The following is a 15771-nucleotide window of genomic DNA, read 5'->3' as shown; positions in this document are numbered from 1 at the left end:
AGGAGATCACAATATGGAATATAATATCAGAGTATATAAACCGGAATTGAAACAGGAAGAAGGAAAAATCAATAACCTGAAAGGATTTGCTACCATTACCTTTGATGAGGCCTTCTGTGTGAAAAGCCTTGCAATTAAAGAGTCCTCGAAAGGAAATCTGTATCTCGATATGCCCCGTTACAGAGATTATGAAACAGGGGAGTATGTTCCTTTTTTCCGGTTTACGGATAAGGAATTTCAAAAGGAAGTGTTGGATACCGTAAGGGAAGCCTATGAGAATATGACAGAAACGAAAACAGACTGTAAGGGCAGTTGGGGAGAGGAAGAGCTGTATTACAATCTGAGCGTAAATCCGGTACAGGGAAGCGATACATTTAAGGCAGATGTAGCCATTCGTCTGCAGGACGTATTGGCAATTCAGCAGCTTCATGTGATCCAGGCATGGAACGGAAAAACTTTTGTAGGTATGCCTCAGAAAAATTCTGCAAAAGGAGAGAGGGAGGACATTGCCCATGCAGTCAATGCAGAATTTAAGGCAGATCTGGAAAGTGCAATCATGGACGAATACAATAAAAAGATGGAATATGCCAAAAGCCAGAAACAGCAGCGAAGAGGGAGATAGGAGCGATTCATAAAAAGACTGGTATTTTTGGAACAATAATGGTAGAATGAAGAAAATATCAGCATGGGAGGAAACAGTATGCCAAGACGGAAAAAAGTAGAAAATCTTTCTCTTGAAGAAATGCTTATGAAGACAGAACAGGAGATTAAAACAACAGAGGCAGAATTAAAAGAACTGCGTTTGAAAGCAAAAGAACTTAGGAAGAAGATTGAAGATAAACAGAAAGATGAAATCTTTAGCGGCATTTTTTGTGGTCATAAAAATAATATTTGGTGGACAAAAATAACTATTATTTGTATTGAGTGCTATACTACAAAACATCTAATACATATGGATTAGGAATAAACACAGGGAAGTAAGAAATACATCAATGGTTTCAGAGAAAACAAGAAGTCCCACAAAAATATATTAAGCAAAAGGGAATAGAAATTTTGAAAACACTGTAAAATGTAAAAAATAGTTAGTGAAAAGAAGAAAGGTTGGGTATAAAAATGAAAATTAACGATTTTAAAGAAAACAATGAAAATAAAAAGGAAGTTATGGAGAAAAAGATGGAAGCCTTAAAGCTGGAAAATATCAATAGTATGTGGTATTTCATTGTTGCAACTCTTAAGGCAGTTGTTGGTAGTAAGGGACACTAATAAAAAAATTGATTTAAAATGGAGGAATTAGAGATGAAAATTAATGAATTTAAAGAAAATAACGAAACAAAAAAAGAGGTTATGGATCAGAAAATGGAGGCCTTAAAACTGGAAAATATTAACAGCATGTGGTACTTCATTGTCGCTACCCTTAAAGCTGTCGTTGGTAGTAAAGGGCACTAAATATAAAAAGACGAGAGATTTGTAGACTTATCATATTTTATGAGAAATAGGTGTTTATAGAATGCTTCATATATTTTATAAACACCTATTTGGAAAGGAGACTGCAATGAAACTGATTAATTATAGTTTGAAAGTAGGGAAAAAAAAGCTACTTGAAAATGTAAACATTTCATTTGATAAGAAATATATAAACCATATTTTAGGAAGCAATGGCGCTGGAAAATCAAGTTTTGCTAAAACATGTGTAGGAATGTTAGAATTTGAGGGAAAAATTGAAGAAAATCAGGAGGCAATTCTTATTGGAAGCAGTAGTAATATTCCGGCAGAGTTTACTCTTGATGATGTGATAAAATTATTAAAAAAGAAATTTGAAGCACAGAAAATTATGGGTTTATATGACCTGTTAAAATTAAATAAAGTATCTAAAAACTTGCAAATCAAGAAGATGAGTGATGGTCAGAAGCAAAAAATAAAATTATTGGCGTTTTTATCAGCAGACCCTAAAGTGATTATATTAGATGAATTTACAAATGCTTTGGATAAAAATAGTTCTATAGATTTGTATGAATTCCTTATGGAATATAAGAAAACTCATGAAGCGGTTATTATCAATATTACACATAATTTATCTGATTTAGAATATATGGAAGGGAAATACTATTATATTAACAATCTGGAAATTACAGAAATTGCTTCTAAAGACGAGATTGTAGCTATGTATATAAGGGGGGAATAATATGGAAATAAGAAAAAATATAAAAAATCACTTTTTTTTATTTTATTTACTTACTGTAGCAATCTGTTTTGTTCTAGGATATGTACTACTTGTAAGTCTGGATAAAATTTCCAATCCGACAATTAGTGAGCTATACGTTAGCATTTATACGGTAATCACACAGTTTGGAATGCTTATTTTTCCAGTATTGATTATTCAGTCTTTTGTATCAGATTACAAAAATAAAAATATCCTATTTTATAAACTTATGGGATACAATTGGCTTCGCTATTTTTTGACAAAAATTGCGGTGATATTAGCATGGATGAGTATTATTGTTTTTGGTGGAGTTATAGGTATAAGTATTGTGTATCAGGATTTCTCTTATACTTTGGCAACTTTGTTCTACTTCGAAAGTGCAATTATTTATGAAATATTATTGGCAAGTATGTGGGGATTTTTGTTTAAAAGTGTTATTGGAGCCTATGTAGTAAATTTTGCTTTTTGGTTATTTTCAATGGTGGCTTCGATTGCTAACCCCAAATTGAGCTTTTTGGTTAGGTATGACGCTTCAAATCCTGTTTTCATAAAGTTTAACCAGTACTTTAATACACGAAATAGCGATTATTTGATGATTCAAGAAAATATTTTATATTCAATAGCATTATTTGCTACTGTATTATGTATAATTTTTATTTTTAGAAGGAGATGGGAAAAAAATGGAATTTAAAGGATGTGGAATTTTATTAACTGAAAATTGTAATGCAAGATGTAAAATGTGTTGTGACTCAAGAGGGCTTGTAAGAGGTAAAACTCTTACAATAGAGGAATTAGATTTGATTCTAAAAAATATTAAGGAATGTCCGTCTATAGATCTCATTGGTGTGACTGGCGGTGAACCTATGCTATATCCTGATTTGGTAGAGCATATAATTAATTTTGATTATGGTAGAAAAGTTGGAATTACAATTAAAACTAATGGATTCTGGGGAAAGGACATCAATAAGGCAAGAAATTTTATTGAAAGAAATAAATCTAAGATAAAAATGATTTCCTTTAGTTATGATCAATTTCATAAGGAATTTATTGATTTGCAGAATATCTTAAATATTGTAGATATTGCAAATGATTTAGAGGTAAGTACGGAAATTGTTGGTTGCTTCTTAAAAGATGGTATTCAGCCAGGTGATATTATCAATGAGATGGGGGAACATGCCTTTAAGACAAATTATGCATATCAACCAGTTATTAATACCGGATCAGCAGAGATATTTTCTGATTCCCAGTTTATAAAAGTTATTGATTTGAAGAAACATGAAGCGCGCTGTATTGGACTTTTAGATCGAACATTATTGATTAATGCAAAGTTAGAAGTATATCCATGTTGCTCACAAGTCGTAGAAAATACGCTTTTATTAATGGGAAATTTACATGAAGAGAGCTTGAGTGCAATCATTCAGTCTATAGATTATAATAAGGTTTTACATAAAATCTATACAGAAGGTTTTACACCATTTTTGGAATTATTAAAGAAAAAGAATATAGAATATCCGCAGAGTTTGACTTCTCCGTGTGAGTTATGTGGATTTTTATTTAAAGATGATTGGTTTTTAAGATTGCTGAAGGAAGAAGGATATTTTGAAAATATTTAAACATGAAGAATATACCATAGCTCAGGACAGTAAAAGAGATTTTACGATTGTAGAAAAAAATAATAATTTCTTTAAATTGGATAATGCAACATTTGATTCACTGTTCGGAAAGGAAAAACTGGAGTTCGTAAGAAATGATAAAGATAATATACTATATATGATGGGAATGATTTTCATGATTCTTCTGACATTATATTTATATTTTAGAACTACAACGTATTCTATTATAGATGTAAATTTTCTTCCAGCAACTTTAGTTTTAATAATAAATATATTTATTCATGAACTTGGACATGTATTATTTTTGAAAATATTTTATCCTAAAAGTCGAGTCAAAATAGGGTTTAAATTTATGTTTATTTGGCCTGCATTTTATGTAGATACTTCATATAGCTATATGGTTTCTAAATACAAAAGGATTGCAATTTATCTGGCTGGAAATTTTATGAATTGTATTTATGTATTGCTTGTACTATTATTTTTTCCAAAACAGCTACCGTATTGTTATTTGGTGATTTCTAATGTGCTGGTGAATTTCATTCCAATAGTAAAAAGTGATGGATATTATGCAGTTGTTACATTATTCAATAAAACAAATATAAAAAAAGACAAAGTAGCTACCACATTAGAAGATGCTATTAGAGGTATAATTATGTTTGGCGTTTTAGGGATTTTTTCATGGTTATCACAATAGGGAGGAGAAAAATATGGAAAAGATATTATTTACATCAGAATCAGTTACCGAGGGACATCCAGATAAAATTTGTGATGCAATTTCCGATGCGATATTAGATGCACTGATTGAAAAAGATCCAATGAGTCGTGTTGCCTGCGAAACCAGTATAACTACAGGATTAGTATTAGTTATGGGGGAGATAACAACGCAAGCATATATTGATATTCCTCAGATTGTTAGAGAAACCCTTCGTAACATTGGATACACAAGGGGAAAATATGGATTTGATGCTGATACCTGTGGAGTTATTACATGTATTGATGAGCAGTCTAAGGATATTGCACAGGGGGTAAATGAAGCATTAGAAGTAAAAGAGCAGAATGAGTGCGAAAATGCAAAAAGTATGCTAGGTGCCGGTGATCAGGGGATGATGTTCGGTTATGCAACGAATGAAACAGATGAATTTATGCCGTATGCTATTTCGTTGGCTCATAAATTAGCTAGACAGCTTGCGAAAGTCCGCAAAAATGGAACTCTTGCTTATCTTAGACCAGATGGGAAAACGCAGGTTACAGTAGAGTATAATGAGCAAGGGAAACCTGTACGATTAGAAGCGGTGGTTTTGTCTACACAGCACGATCCTGAAATATCTCAGGAACAGATACAAAAAGACATTAAACATTATGTCTTCGATTGTGTTTTACCTCAGAGAATGGTAGATTCTGAAACCAAATTTTACGTAAATCCTACGGGACGTTTTGTAATTGGTGGACCGCATGGTGATAGTGGTTTAACAGGGCGGAAAATTATTGTGGACACATATGGAGGATATGCTCATCATGGAGGAGGAGCTTTTTCTGGAAAGGATTGTACAAAAGTAGATAGGTCAGCAGCATATGCAGCTCGTTATATTGCTAAAAATATTGTAGCGGCAGATTTGGCACATAAATGTGAAATTCAACTTTCATATGCAATTGGTGTAGCAAAACCAATCTCAATAGGAATTAATACATTTGGAACAGGTGAATTGCCAGAGGATATGTTAATTCATATTATAAGAGATAATTTTGACTTGAGTCCTACTGGTATTATAAAAATGCTTGATTTAAGACAGCCTATATATAAGCAGGTGTCAGCATATGGACATTTTGGAAGATTAGATTTAGATTTACCATGGGAAAGATTAGATAAGGTAGAGGATTTAAAAAAATATAAGAATGATACAGAAAAAGGCACTGATTAGTGCCTTTTGTTATGCGCTGGAGAAGACGAAAAAGAATTCGTGGACAAAAATCCCTGAATTTATGGACATAATAAGAAAAAAGCAAAAGGTTTTGCTATAATTCATGACATAGGGAGGGATTAAAGGTGTTAAATAAAGTGTCCAGTAAACTTGCAAAAAGAATAGCAGATGGCTCGGAAAGGAGAAAAGAAGCTGTTTATACTTATGGCATAGAAATTATTTTGTCAACAATGATTGGAATAAGTTCAATATTGATTGTGTCAGGTTTATTACACGAATTTAAATTAGGTGTAATATTCCTATTGGTGTTTGCACCATTGAGAGTATTTACGGGTGGATATCATGCAGTTACATATTTTAGATGCTTTTTGATTAGTAACATTTCGTATTTATTTTTATTACTTTTTAACAATATAATTTATACAAAGCTTCCATTAGAAATATGGTTGATTTTGCTGGTATTAAGTAGTTACTATATTGCTATCCATGCACCGGTGGTTAATGAAAATCAGCCTATTGGTGAAAATAAAAAAAGTCGGTGTAAGATTATGGCTAGGAATATTTTGAACATAAATGTCTTTGCTGCATTATTTTTATCAGTAGTAGATAAAGAGATCATGGGTATGATGGTATTAAGTATTTGTTTGGTAGCAGTATTTATGCTGATTACTGATAAACCTAAATTTTTATTGTATACAAAGAAAGGAGTTATAGGACTATGAAATTTCTTGCTATGTGTATAGAAGCTTGTGCAATATGGGGAGCAAATTGTGCATCTGTTTGTCTTTCATATCAGCCTAAATTACCGGAATGTCTGAAATAAGGTAAAGTTAATACATGTATATAAATAAAAGATGCCAGAGTGTTGATATTCCGGCATCTTTTATGCTAAATGAAGTATATAGGGAGGAATAGAAATGCAGATAAGAGAGAATGGAGTATATATTGAAGCAATTAAATTAGCAGCAGGAAGTGTACAATATAAAGATATATCCGTAAAAGATACATTTATTGATGCTGTTTTTCAGTTGTATCAATACTATCAAAACACAGAAAATATTAAGTATTTAGAAACTTCAATTTTGCATATACAGGCTTATTTAGAAATGGGATTTCCGTATGAAGAAGGGAAAGATGTTTTTGACCTTGTTTTAAAAGAGTTAGGAACTACAAGAGAGTTAAAATTCCCCCAAAAATTTTACTTTGCAAAAAAGGTAAAATTGAATAAAACTCAGGTACGATCTATGATAAAAAAGTGGCCAGCATCTCCGCATCAAGAAATGAAAATAGATGAGGTAGTAGCAGATATTATAACAAAAGTAAAGCAACATGAAACAGGGATTTATTATTATAAATGCGCAGTAACAAAAGACATGTATGAATTGGTAATAAATGAAAAAGAAATGTTTTTCCATGATTTAAGGAGAGGAATTTTTTATACATTTATGATTTAACAAATCACTAGAATCTGCTATAATAAAGTGATTGCTCATAAGGAGGCGTATCATGATTTACATTGCTATATGTGATGATAACGAAAAAACAGTAGAAATATTAAAGAAAAAAGTAATGGAATTTTTAAAAAAGAGTAACGAATTTGCAGACATAACGGTTTATACTCAGAGTGAGAATTTACAATATGATATTCAGGAAGGGAAATATTATGATCTAATCCTTAGTGATATTGAAATGCCTAATATAGACGGTATGAATTTAGCTGCATATGTTAAAAGGTATTTACCGGAAGTGTTAATCATATTTATTACATCACATTTAAAATATGCCGTAGATGCATTTGAATTGTCAATCTTTAGATATATACCCAAAAACTCAATAGGCTCTAGGTTACCACAGGCGTTGAAGGATGCTATCAATATGATAAAGATACAGACAGATGAATTTTATGCAATAGAAACACCAACTAGAGTAGAAAAAATACCTTATCATAAGATTTTGTATATTCAAAGAGAAGGAAAAAATTCTGTAATAACATTATTAGATAATTCAGTGACCAAGGTAAGAAAGAGTCTTACACAGGTGTTTAAAGAATTTCGATCTGATGATTTTGTATATGTTGATCGTGGGGATATTGTTAATCTAGCCCATATTATGGGAATAAAAGATGGAATTGTAGAACTGAAGAATGGAATTCGTTTGCCAGCAAGCCAGGCAAAACTGGAACAAATAAAAACGAAGTTAAGTGACTTCTGGAGTGAACAGATATGAATATTGTATATAATGGAATTGAAATTTTAGCAAGTTTTGTTGAAGTATTTGTATTATATAAAATATATAGTATTTTGTTATATAAGCAACGAGGAAAGCAAAACTTTATATTAGATAGAGAATTAGCAATAATAGGAACTGTATTAATACAAATTTGCAATCATGTATCAATATTTTCTTATTTTACGATTATATTATTTGTATTATATATGAGTATTACCGCTAAAATTATCTACAGGAGAAAGTATATAGAACTATTTTCAATCGCAAGTTTTTATGTATTATGTTTAAGCTGTTTCGACTTTTTGATTTTTACTCTTGTATCGAATTTTTATGGTGGTTATGATACATTTACTGCGCTAGTTTCTACAAGAGGAATTTTACGTGTAGTAATGATTTGTGTTATAAAGTTTTTATGGATACTGCTGTATTTTATGATAAAGAAATATTTATATTCTTTTTCATTGAAGAAGAACTATGTATATACAATTTTAATTATATCCTGTGCGGGATTTTTGGGATTTGTATACTTAGTTAATCAAACATTTAAGACATTTAATTATACAATGACAGGTGTGTGGTTTGTATTTATAGCTCTTTGGTCATTACTTTTTTTTACAGTCTATTTTGTAATAGAAAGCAAAGAAGAAAAAATGAAATTAGATTTTGCAGAAATGCGAAATGAACTGCTCGAAGAAAATTATAAAACTATTAATGAAATTTATACAGGTAATGCAAAGCTATACCATGATTTAAATAACCATTTGAATGTATTATATCAGCTTTTAGATGAAGAAAAAACGTTGGAGGCAAAGAATTATATTACAGAAATAAGTCGCCCAATAATGCAATTATCGAAAACTACTTGGACAGGAATAGACGTTGTTGACGTAGTGATTAATAGTAAATTGGGAAAAATGAAGGAAAAAGGAATTACCTGTAATGTGAATGTGGAATTCCCGCAGAATACCAATATTAAACCACATGATATGTGCACAATATTGGCAAACTTATTGGATAATGCGATTGAAGCTTCTGAAAAATTGAAAATACCTGGAAATATTTCGTTGACTATACGCCGGATTAATCACTTTTTACTTATAAAGGTTTCTAATGCGTGTGAAGAAAATAAAGAGTCATTTGCACATTTTCCTTCAACAACAAAGAAAAATAGAGAATTTCATGGTTGGGGACTTCCGAGTGTAAAAGATGCAGTTGAAAAATATAATGGTACACTAAAGTGCATAAATGAGGAAAAACAATTCATAGTAAAAATTATGCTGTTTTTTGAAAAAAATACAAATTAAAATAGTCAAAGTGGGAAATTACAATCTTATTTTTATGTTTTGATGGAAAAACGTAGTAAATGAAATTAAAGACATTTAATTATATTATAAAAGAATAGTAGGACACTTATAATCGGTGATATAGAGAATAAGAAAAGAATGTTGCAAAAGCGATATTCTTTTTTTTATTCAATATTTTGAAATAGAACGAAACCAAACTCCAATCCTTTCCGTATTGATAAAAAACAGACAGATGGGATTTGGACAATGGATGAAATTATTTTAATGAGAAAACTGAAGAGGAAAGATGAGTGGGCATTGGGAAAAATCATTGATTTATATAGTTCCTATATCACATGTATCGTCTGGGAATTACTGCATAAAAAAGGTACCAAGGAAGATATAGAGGAGGTGGTTGCAGATACTTTTATTTCTCTATGGCTGACAGCAGAAAGGATTAATTATAAAAAGTACAGCAGTGTCAAATCGTATCTGGGAATGATTGCAAGAAATAAGGCGAAAGATTGGTTAAGAGCTTATCGTGGAGAAATTCTGGAACTTAATGATGATATTCTTTTGATTGATGGTGATGTAGAGCACTTGATTTTACAGAAAGAGCAACAGTTGATCATTGGAAGAACATTGGAGAAATTAAGAGAGACGGATAGAAAAATTTTTATTATGTATTATTATCGGTATAAAAAAATAGAAGAGATTGCAGAAACATTAAAAATGAATCCTCAAACAGTAAAGACCCGTCTGCGGAGAGGAAGAGAAACTCTGAAAAGGATTCTTCTGGAGGAGGGATATGATGCCAGTGAAGTTTAAAATAAGTGAAATGTTTGATAATTCCTGTGAGCTATTTGAAAATGAAATGCAACATAAAAATATTGAAAATGAGAAGCGAATAAAAGAAATTGTTTTTCTTGAGATAGGTCACACCAAAGCCAAAAGAAATCGCAGGAGATATATAGCTGTTTTGGCAGCGGCAATGGGAATTGGAGGAATCACTGTTGGGGCACATGAAGTTTTAAAATCTGCAGGTGAAATCAAAAATAATGAGGAAGTGGTTTTAGAAAATCAGAACGGACTTGCTTTATATGAAAAGGAAAACAGCGGAGCTATACAAATGGAAGTGGAAACGGACATCATTTTACCAGAAAATTTATATAAGGATGGAATTCCTATTGCAAAATATATTATGGAATTAAAAACAGAGCGTAACGGATCAGTGCCAGAGTGTTATTTGGATAACGGAACCATGATTGTCCTTACAGATTTTGATGGAGATACTTGGGATATGAAAACAGGGGATATTTTTATATTAGATTTCATACAGTCTGATAGTGATGAGAGAGGTGAAGCAAGAACATTAGAGATTGGATATATTTTTAATGGAGAGGTGATAGATGAGAAGGTTATATCAGAAACAGAAAATAAGATAATCCTGGATATTCCTAAATCAGGACAATATGGTGTATATTTAAAAAATGTATCTAGTGACAGAGTAACGATTTCGCAAGGAATATTGACTGTAGAAAGGGGAAAGTGAAAGATGAAAAAAACAAGAATATTTTTTGGAATATTAGGGCTTATTTGCCTGGTTGCTATGCCAGTTTCAGCAGCCGATAATGTAAGAAATATAACAACTTATAGTATTTGTAGAGAAGATTTATATAAAGATCAGATAGAGGATAGAATGGGACTACAGCAAATTAGTATTGAAAATGGGAAAACGGTATCTTTTTATGACTCCAATGGTTCTATGTTTTATGTGAGTGGAGGTACTACTGTTACTTTTCGGGTAAACTTGAATGTATCTTCCTCTGTAAAGATGGGGTATATCAATCAGAATGGAAGTAGAACCCAAAAGTATAGCGGTTCAGGAATTTCCCATAAAATATCATTTACAATACCGTCTAGTGGATACTATAGATTCTATGTAACCAATAGTGGATCTAAAACAGTGAAAGTAACGGGAGGTGAAATTTGTTTCTAAAATTATGAGAAGGAAAATATTTAAAATAATAAAGTGGTTGGCTATTGTAATTCTGATTCTATGCTGCATGGGGATCACATGGAATTATTTTTGTAAAAAGAGAGAAATACCAAAGGTACAAGCAGCTTATGGCAATGCAGTTAAAGTCAATGGGAAAAAGATGACTGTGGAAATTGCTGGTTTGCAAGCAGAAGAATCCCCCGCTATTGTGTTACTCCCAGGACTGGGATCTCCTTCTCCGGTATTAGAGTTTAGACCCTTAGCTGAGGAATTAGGAAAGACATATAAAGTGATTACAGTGGAGCCTTTTGGCTATGGACTGTCTGATCCCGCAGATACAGAGAGAAGCATAGAGAATATCGTAGAGGAATTACATGCCTGTTTAGAGGAGATTGGAGTTTACCGATATTATCTGATGGCTCATTCTATTAGCGGATTGTATTCCCTGTATTATGCTAATACTTATCCAGAGGAAGTTCGTGGTTTTATAGGGATAGATTCTTCTGTACCAAAGCAAAATGAAAATGAACCCTTTGATACAACAAAATTAAATCTTCTGATGGCCTATTTAAGTAAAACAAAAAATGTGTTAGGAATTAGCCGGATATTTTCAATTGGAAATCCGGAAAAGGCTATCTATGCAGACCAGAATTATTCTTATTCACAGGAAGACTTAGAAGTTTTTCGGATACTTTCCCTTGACACCTCTTATAATAAGACTGTAATGAATGAATTAAAGCAGGTAGAAAAAAATCTGGAGATAGTACGAGATATGAAATTTCCAGAAGAAGTTCCAGTGCTAAATTTTGTTTCAGAAGATAATTGTGAAATTTTTCCAGGATGGCAGAAGTTGCATAGAAGTGTGTTAGGTGATAATCAGGAAAACAGATTGGTAATGTTAAAGGGGGGACATTATCTGCATTTTGAGCAGAAGGAAAGAATAAATTATTATGTTGCTAAATTTATAAATTAGACAGAAAAATGCCGTTACGGGTGATACTAAACCTGTAGCGGCATTTTTCTTTATTTAGGAGTATCTGAGTTGATAAGCCAAACTTCAAAGGTACTGCCTACATGAAGAGTAGAAAGCACATGGATAAAACCATATTGTCGGCTGATAATATCTTGTGCCAGATGCAGCCCTACACCAACTCCTGGAAAGTTTTTGACAGAAGGAGAGCGGTAGAAGCGTTGGAAAAGTTTAGGGATTTCCGACTCTTTGATGCCGATACCAGAATCAGTGATTACTATTTTGGTATAGTTTTCCAGGGTAAAAAGTTCTATGGAAATATGTCCGTTTTCATTCGTGTATTTTACAGCATTATCCAAGATATTATACAGCGCTTCGGATGTCCATTTGGGATCATGATACGCTTTAAAGTCTTCTGAATAATTAAAGGTTATTTGAATGTTCTTCTGATCAGCTGCTAAGACGATATTTTCCAGCGCCATGAGAACGGTGTCACCAATCGTTTGATAACTTGGGGATAGTTTTATCACACCTGTTTCCAAACGGGATATTTTTACAAGGGAAGAGATTAAAAATTCCAGTTTGTTCAGATGTGCGGTATTGGTGTGAAATAAGGTCTGTAGTTCCTGCGGTTTTGTAATGGCTTTTTCCATAGCGGATTCTGTCAGGCGCAGCGTGGTCATGGGGGTTTTTAACTGATGCGAAATATCAGAAATTAGCTGCTGGAGCTGTACCTTTTCGGCATTTACAGAATTTTTGGTATTTTCCAATATACTGTACAGTCTTCCTAAATGATGGTTAATCTGTGATAGTAAAGTTTCATCATACTTTTCATCAGGGGAAAAATAGGTTCCTTCAATCATACTGTCCAATGTTTTATGAAGTTCACGAGTAAACAAGGTGAGCTTGTGGAAAATCGTACAAAAGAGAATAAATACACAGATAAGCAGAAGGAAAGTGAAAATGGTAAAAAGCAAAAATACTTTAGGGTCTGACGTAAGTGTACGCAATATGATACAGGTCCCTGAAAATATCAATAGAAATAGCAGGGAAACTATAATATATACTTTTTTTAAAGAAAATGTTTTTTTCATATCAATCACCTATCCACATATATCCGGTTCCATAGATTGTTTTTATATAACGATGCCCGTTGGCTTCGATTTTCTTTCGGAGTCTGCTAATAGCAGTATTTAGGGAAGTATCACCTACAAAGTTTTCGGAGAAATCCCAGAGATGCTCAAGAAGCTGATCCCGTTTTAAAATATGCTTTTTATTCATAATAAAATATTGCAGAATACGGTACTCCAAAGGGGATAATTCCAGGGGAACTTTGTCCAGCGTCGCAGTCATTTGCGAGAAATTGATGCAGAGATTACCGTCTTCATATACAGTTTCCTTTTGCTTTTCAGTGATATATTTTGTTAAAACAGCTATTTTCTTTTGTAAGACGACAGGTGAAAAAGGTTTTGTAATATAGTCATCAGCACCCAGGTCAAATCCTTTCACTATGTCATTTTCTAAATCATTTGCGGTTAAAAAGATAATACTGGCATTTGATTTTTCTTTCAACTCTGAATACAATTCAAATCCATTTCCGTCAGGAAGGTTAATATCCAAAATCAGAAGAATGTAATGATACTGTTTTAAATATTCAAAGGTTTCTTTTGCATTATATGCAGAGTCAACGGTATAACCGGCTGTCCGCAAGTTATAAGCCAGGGTATTATTTAAGGAGAAATCATCTTCAATAATTAAGATACGGTGCATAGTTTCTCACTCCTTCTGTTCTAAATTTCTAAGTTTTTCTATACCATAAAGAGCGTTTACGGTTTTCAAGATGTATTATAATTGTAAAAAATGCAAAAGTAAATAATGATTTTTTTCAGATAAAATATTTTTTTAAATGCACTAATTATAATAATTTGGTAAGAATTGGCGGATATACTGATAAGAAAAAAGAGGAGGTACTAGATATGAGGTGTAAAAAACTAGGGGTACTTTTGGCAATGGTTTTGGTAGGTGTTTCCGCAGCACCGGCATGGTCGGTATCGGCGGCAGAAACTCAGGACTTACCGCAACAGGTTCTTGATATTTCCAATGGTTCAGATGAAATTTATGGACCAGGCGCACCGATTGAGCATGTAGAAAATCCTGATGAACGGTTTAGCAGTGGCGGGGTGGATCATACACATCAGTATATCGTATCGAATGCCTTGAAGATTTTAAATAATGATAAAGGTTCCAGTATCTTAAATACAAAAGCTGCTATGATATGTGAATATACGGACTGGCCAGATGTATTAGGAAATGAAACCGATTATGGAACGTTTGCAGGACATTTCTATGATCCGGATACCGGAAAAAACTGGATGGGACAGAAAAATCCTACAGCACGAACCAGAGCAGAAACCTATTATCAAAGTGCAGTTGCAGCATATAAAGATGGATATACAGATAAGGCAATGGAATACATAGGAAAAGGAACACATTATGTATCGGATTTGAATGAGCCACACCATGCGTCTAACCTGACAGCAGTAAACAGTAATCATTCAGATTTTGAAAAGTATGTGGACAAACACCGTACCGAATATACCATAGCAGGGAACAGTTTTGGCGCAGATGTTTATAGTAGTGCTGAGAATACAGCAGTAGGCGATATGCTTTATAGCGCTGCAAAAGACGCAAAAGCACTGGCTGGAATGGCACAGAATAAAGATACCTATGACTCAGCCGGAAATCAGTCAGTCCAAAATGCAATAAAGACAGTAAGTAAGTACATTTATAAATTTGGTAAGGAAGTAGGTATTTATTAAATAAGATGATTTGTGGTGACGTCACATTTTAAAATCATAAAATATCAGGGAAAGGAGGACGGGACAATGAAAGAACTGGAAAAGAAAATGCAGAACGAAAACTTTGATGTAGAAGTACAGTATTGTAATCCAGATGATTGCAAATATGATTGTATGGTTTCAGAAAATCATTGCAATTCGCATATTTCAACTTTGATGTAAAATCAATTTGAAAGGCTGAATATATGTGAAGGGAGAACAAAAGATGAGAGAACTGGAAAAGAAAATACAGAATGAAAACTTTGATGTAGAAGTACAGTATTGCGATCCAGACGATTGCACTAAGGACTGTCTGATTGCTCCAGATCATTGTAATACACATATTACACCTCATTGGTAAAATTCAATTAAAGTGATTTCTGAATTTTATCAGTAAAATGAAGGGGACATTTTCTCTATTATGAGTGAAATGTTCCCTTTTTAATTTTCTTGGTTTAGGTAATAATTCGGTAAGAATTAGGGGGTATGATGAATTAAAACAAGGAGAGGTGAGAAATATGGAATTGGTAAAAACATCAGACTTGAAAAAATATTATCGTACCGGAGAGGTTTGTGTAAAGGCATTGGATCAGGTCAATCTTTCGGTTGAAGAAGGCGAGTTCATAGCTGTTGTTGGACCGTCGGGCTGTGGAAAAACAACATTATTAAATATGCTAGGAGGATTGGATAATCCGACAGACGGAACGGTTCTAATACATGG

At 32.8% G+C, this 15771-nt stretch carries 23 protein-coding genes; 21 read left to right on the top strand and 2 right to left on the bottom strand.

What is annotated here, in order from left to right; translation table 11 throughout:
- Positions 1-13 precede the first annotated feature (13 nt).
- From EDD74_RS12525 to EDD74_RS12455, 17 genes are all read left to right on the top strand, one after another.
- Entirely contained in the window at positions 14-622 is a 609-nt protein-coding gene (locus tag EDD74_RS12525) for a septation protein SpoVG family protein (RefSeq protein ID WP_055173311.1), read from the top strand.
- Positions 623-700: 78 nt separating this feature from the next.
- Complete coding sequence (locus EDD74_RS12520) at positions 701-961, top strand: flagellar export protein FliJ (protein ID WP_116441987.1); 261 nt, start codon at positions 701-703, stop codon at positions 959-961.
- A gap of 152 nt (positions 962-1113) precedes the next feature.
- Positions 1114-1263 (top strand): hypothetical protein, encoded by a 150-nt coding sequence (locus EDD74_RS15150; RefSeq protein WP_155512671.1) that lies wholly within the window; start codon positions 1114-1116, stop codon positions 1261-1263.
- A gap of 33 nt (positions 1264-1296) precedes the next feature.
- Positions 1297-1446: a hypothetical protein gene (locus EDD74_RS15145; RefSeq protein WP_155512670.1), complete on the top strand. Its 150-nt coding sequence runs from the start codon at positions 1297-1299 to the stop codon at positions 1444-1446.
- Positions 1447-1552: 106 nt separating this feature from the next.
- Entirely contained in the window at positions 1553-2182 is a 630-nt protein-coding gene (locus EDD74_RS12515) for an ATP-binding cassette domain-containing protein (protein ID WP_055221587.1), read from the top strand.
- A 1-nt stretch (position 2183) separates the two neighbouring features.
- Complete coding sequence (locus tag EDD74_RS12510; protein ID WP_116441989.1) at positions 2184-2891, top strand: hypothetical protein; 708 nt, start codon at positions 2184-2186, stop codon at positions 2889-2891.
- Positions 2881-3813, top strand: a complete 933-nt coding sequence (locus tag EDD74_RS12505) for a radical SAM protein (RefSeq protein ID WP_055056102.1) — start codon at positions 2881-2883, stop codon at positions 3811-3813. Before EDD74_RS12510 ends, EDD74_RS12505 begins: the two co-directional genes overlap by 11 nt.
- A complete protein-coding gene (locus tag EDD74_RS12500) occupies positions 3800-4507 on the top strand; it encodes a zinc metalloprotease (RefSeq protein ID WP_116441990.1) in 708 nt (235 codons plus the stop codon). Before EDD74_RS12505 ends, EDD74_RS12500 begins: the two co-directional genes overlap by 14 nt.
- 13 nt (positions 4508-4520) lie before the next feature.
- Complete coding sequence (gene metK / locus EDD74_RS12495; protein ID WP_055056100.1) at positions 4521-5732, top strand: methionine adenosyltransferase; 1212 nt, start codon at positions 4521-4523, stop codon at positions 5730-5732.
- 125 nt (positions 5733-5857) lie between these two features.
- Positions 5858-6454 (top strand): accessory gene regulator ArgB-like protein, encoded by a 597-nt coding sequence (locus tag EDD74_RS12490; protein ID WP_055056099.1) that lies wholly within the window; start codon positions 5858-5860, stop codon positions 6452-6454.
- Between the two features lie 195 nt (positions 6455-6649).
- On the top strand, positions 6650-7186 hold the full coding sequence (locus EDD74_RS12485) for a hypothetical protein (RefSeq protein WP_055056098.1): 537 nt from the start codon (positions 6650-6652) through the stop codon (positions 7184-7186).
- Positions 7187-7238: 52 nt separating this feature from the next.
- A complete protein-coding gene (locus EDD74_RS12480) occupies positions 7239-7958 on the top strand; it encodes a LytR/AlgR family response regulator transcription factor (RefSeq protein ID WP_116441991.1) in 720 nt (239 codons plus the stop codon).
- Positions 7955-9265, top strand: a complete 1311-nt coding sequence (locus EDD74_RS12475; RefSeq protein WP_116441992.1) for a sensor histidine kinase — start codon at positions 7955-7957, stop codon at positions 9263-9265. Before EDD74_RS12480 ends, EDD74_RS12475 begins: the two co-directional genes overlap by 4 nt.
- A gap of 246 nt (positions 9266-9511) precedes the next feature.
- Positions 9512-10072 (top strand): RNA polymerase sigma factor, encoded by a 561-nt coding sequence (locus EDD74_RS12470; RefSeq protein WP_116441993.1) that lies wholly within the window; start codon positions 9512-9514, stop codon positions 10070-10072.
- Positions 10053-10796: a hypothetical protein gene (locus EDD74_RS12465; protein ID WP_132038461.1), complete on the top strand. Its 744-nt coding sequence runs from the start codon at positions 10053-10055 to the stop codon at positions 10794-10796. Before EDD74_RS12470 ends, EDD74_RS12465 begins: the two co-directional genes overlap by 20 nt.
- Positions 10797-10799: 3 nt before the next feature.
- Positions 10800-11243: a hypothetical protein gene (locus tag EDD74_RS12460; RefSeq protein WP_116441995.1), complete on the top strand. Its 444-nt coding sequence runs from the start codon at positions 10800-10802 to the stop codon at positions 11241-11243.
- Complete coding sequence (locus EDD74_RS12455; RefSeq protein ID WP_242990170.1) at positions 11227-12216, top strand: alpha/beta hydrolase; 990 nt, start codon at positions 11227-11229, stop codon at positions 12214-12216. The genes EDD74_RS12460 and EDD74_RS12455 overlap by 17 nt, the downstream gene beginning before the upstream one ends.
- 50 nt (positions 12217-12266) lie before the next feature.
- Here the strand turns inward: EDD74_RS12455 and EDD74_RS12450 are convergent, their stop codons facing one another.
- Together EDD74_RS12450 and EDD74_RS12445 are read right to left on the bottom strand one after the other, a co-directional pair.
- Positions 12267-13307: a sensor histidine kinase gene (locus tag EDD74_RS12450; RefSeq protein ID WP_116441997.1), complete on the bottom strand. Its 1041-nt coding sequence runs from the start codon at positions 13305-13307 to the stop codon at positions 12267-12269.
- Between the two features lies 1 nt (position 13308).
- A complete protein-coding gene (locus EDD74_RS12445) occupies positions 13309-13983 on the bottom strand; it encodes a response regulator transcription factor (protein WP_116441998.1) in 675 nt (224 codons plus the stop codon).
- A 206-nt stretch (positions 13984-14189) separates the two neighbouring features.
- On the opposite strand from EDD74_RS12445, the gene EDD74_RS12440 reads away from it, so the two are divergent.
- The 4 genes from EDD74_RS12440 to EDD74_RS12435 form a co-directional block, all read left to right on the top strand.
- Positions 14190-15032, top strand: coding sequence for a zinc dependent phospholipase C family protein (locus EDD74_RS12440; RefSeq protein ID WP_101871424.1), 843 nt, complete (start codon positions 14190-14192; stop codon positions 15030-15032).
- Positions 15033-15098: 66 nt separating this feature from the next.
- Positions 15099-15233, top strand: a complete 135-nt coding sequence (locus EDD74_RS15520; protein ID WP_278320670.1) for a hypothetical protein — start codon at positions 15099-15101, stop codon at positions 15231-15233.
- Between the two features lie 43 nt (positions 15234-15276).
- Positions 15277-15411, top strand: a complete 135-nt coding sequence (locus tag EDD74_RS15515) for a hypothetical protein (protein ID WP_278320671.1) — start codon at positions 15277-15279, stop codon at positions 15409-15411.
- 157 nt (positions 15412-15568) lie between these two features.
- On the top strand, positions 15569-15771 hold a 203-nt coding region (locus EDD74_RS12435; protein WP_132038460.1), incomplete at its 3' end, for an ATP-binding cassette domain-containing protein.

Source organism: Faecalimonas umbilicata, assembly GCF_004346095.1.
GTDB lineage: Bacteria > Bacillota > Clostridia > Lachnospirales > Lachnospiraceae > Faecalimonas > Faecalimonas umbilicata.
The sequence above is the reverse complement of the archived record's forward strand: the minus strand, read 5'-3'. Positions and strand labels throughout refer to the sequence as shown.

Bases quoted from the DNA above. Each gene is read 5' to 3' on its own strand.
- EDD74_RS15150 (WP_155512671.1), top strand. From the start codon at position 1,114: ATGAAAATTAACGATTTTAAAGAAAACAATGAAAATAAAAAGGAAGTT.
- EDD74_RS12445 (WP_116441998.1), bottom strand. From the start codon at position 13,983: ATGCACCGTATCTTAATTATTGAAGATGATTTCTCCTTAAATAATACC.
- EDD74_RS12510 (WP_116441989.1), top strand. From the start codon at position 2,184: ATGGAAATAAGAAAAAATATAAAAAATCACTTTTTTTTATTTTATTTA.
- EDD74_RS12525 (WP_055173311.1), top strand. From the start codon at position 14: ATGGAATATAATATCAGAGTATATAAACCGGAATTGAAACAGGAAGAA.
- EDD74_RS12470 (WP_116441993.1), top strand. From the start codon at position 9,512: ATGGATGAAATTATTTTAATGAGAAAACTGAAGAGGAAAGATGAGTGG.
- EDD74_RS15520 (WP_278320670.1), top strand. From the start codon at position 15,099: ATGAAAGAACTGGAAAAGAAAATGCAGAACGAAAACTTTGATGTAGAA.
- EDD74_RS12520 (WP_116441987.1), top strand. From the start codon at position 701: ATGCCAAGACGGAAAAAAGTAGAAAATCTTTCTCTTGAAGAAATGCTT.
- EDD74_RS12480 (WP_116441991.1), top strand. From the start codon at position 7,239: ATGATTTACATTGCTATATGTGATGATAACGAAAAAACAGTAGAAATA.
- metK (WP_055056100.1), top strand. From the start codon at position 4,521: ATGGAAAAGATATTATTTACATCAGAATCAGTTACCGAGGGACATCCA.
- EDD74_RS15145 (WP_155512670.1), top strand. From the start codon at position 1,297: ATGAAAATTAATGAATTTAAAGAAAATAACGAAACAAAAAAAGAGGTT.
- EDD74_RS12515 (WP_055221587.1), top strand. From the start codon at position 1,553: ATGAAACTGATTAATTATAGTTTGAAAGTAGGGAAAAAAAAGCTACTT.
- EDD74_RS12475 (WP_116441992.1), top strand. From the start codon at position 7,955: ATGAATATTGTATATAATGGAATTGAAATTTTAGCAAGTTTTGTTGAA.
- EDD74_RS12440 (WP_101871424.1), top strand. From the start codon at position 14,190: ATGAGGTGTAAAAAACTAGGGGTACTTTTGGCAATGGTTTTGGTAGGT.
- EDD74_RS12505 (WP_055056102.1), top strand. From the start codon at position 2,881: ATGGAATTTAAAGGATGTGGAATTTTATTAACTGAAAATTGTAATGCA.
- EDD74_RS15515 (WP_278320671.1), top strand. From the start codon at position 15,277: ATGAGAGAACTGGAAAAGAAAATACAGAATGAAAACTTTGATGTAGAA.
- EDD74_RS12465 (WP_132038461.1), top strand. From the start codon at position 10,053: ATGATGCCAGTGAAGTTTAAAATAAGTGAAATGTTTGATAATTCCTGT.
- EDD74_RS12485 (WP_055056098.1), top strand. From the start codon at position 6,650: ATGCAGATAAGAGAGAATGGAGTATATATTGAAGCAATTAAATTAGCA.
- EDD74_RS12460 (WP_116441995.1), top strand. From the start codon at position 10,800: ATGAAAAAAACAAGAATATTTTTTGGAATATTAGGGCTTATTTGCCTG.
- EDD74_RS12450 (WP_116441997.1), bottom strand. From the start codon at position 13,307: ATGAAAAAAACATTTTCTTTAAAAAAAGTATATATTATAGTTTCCCTG.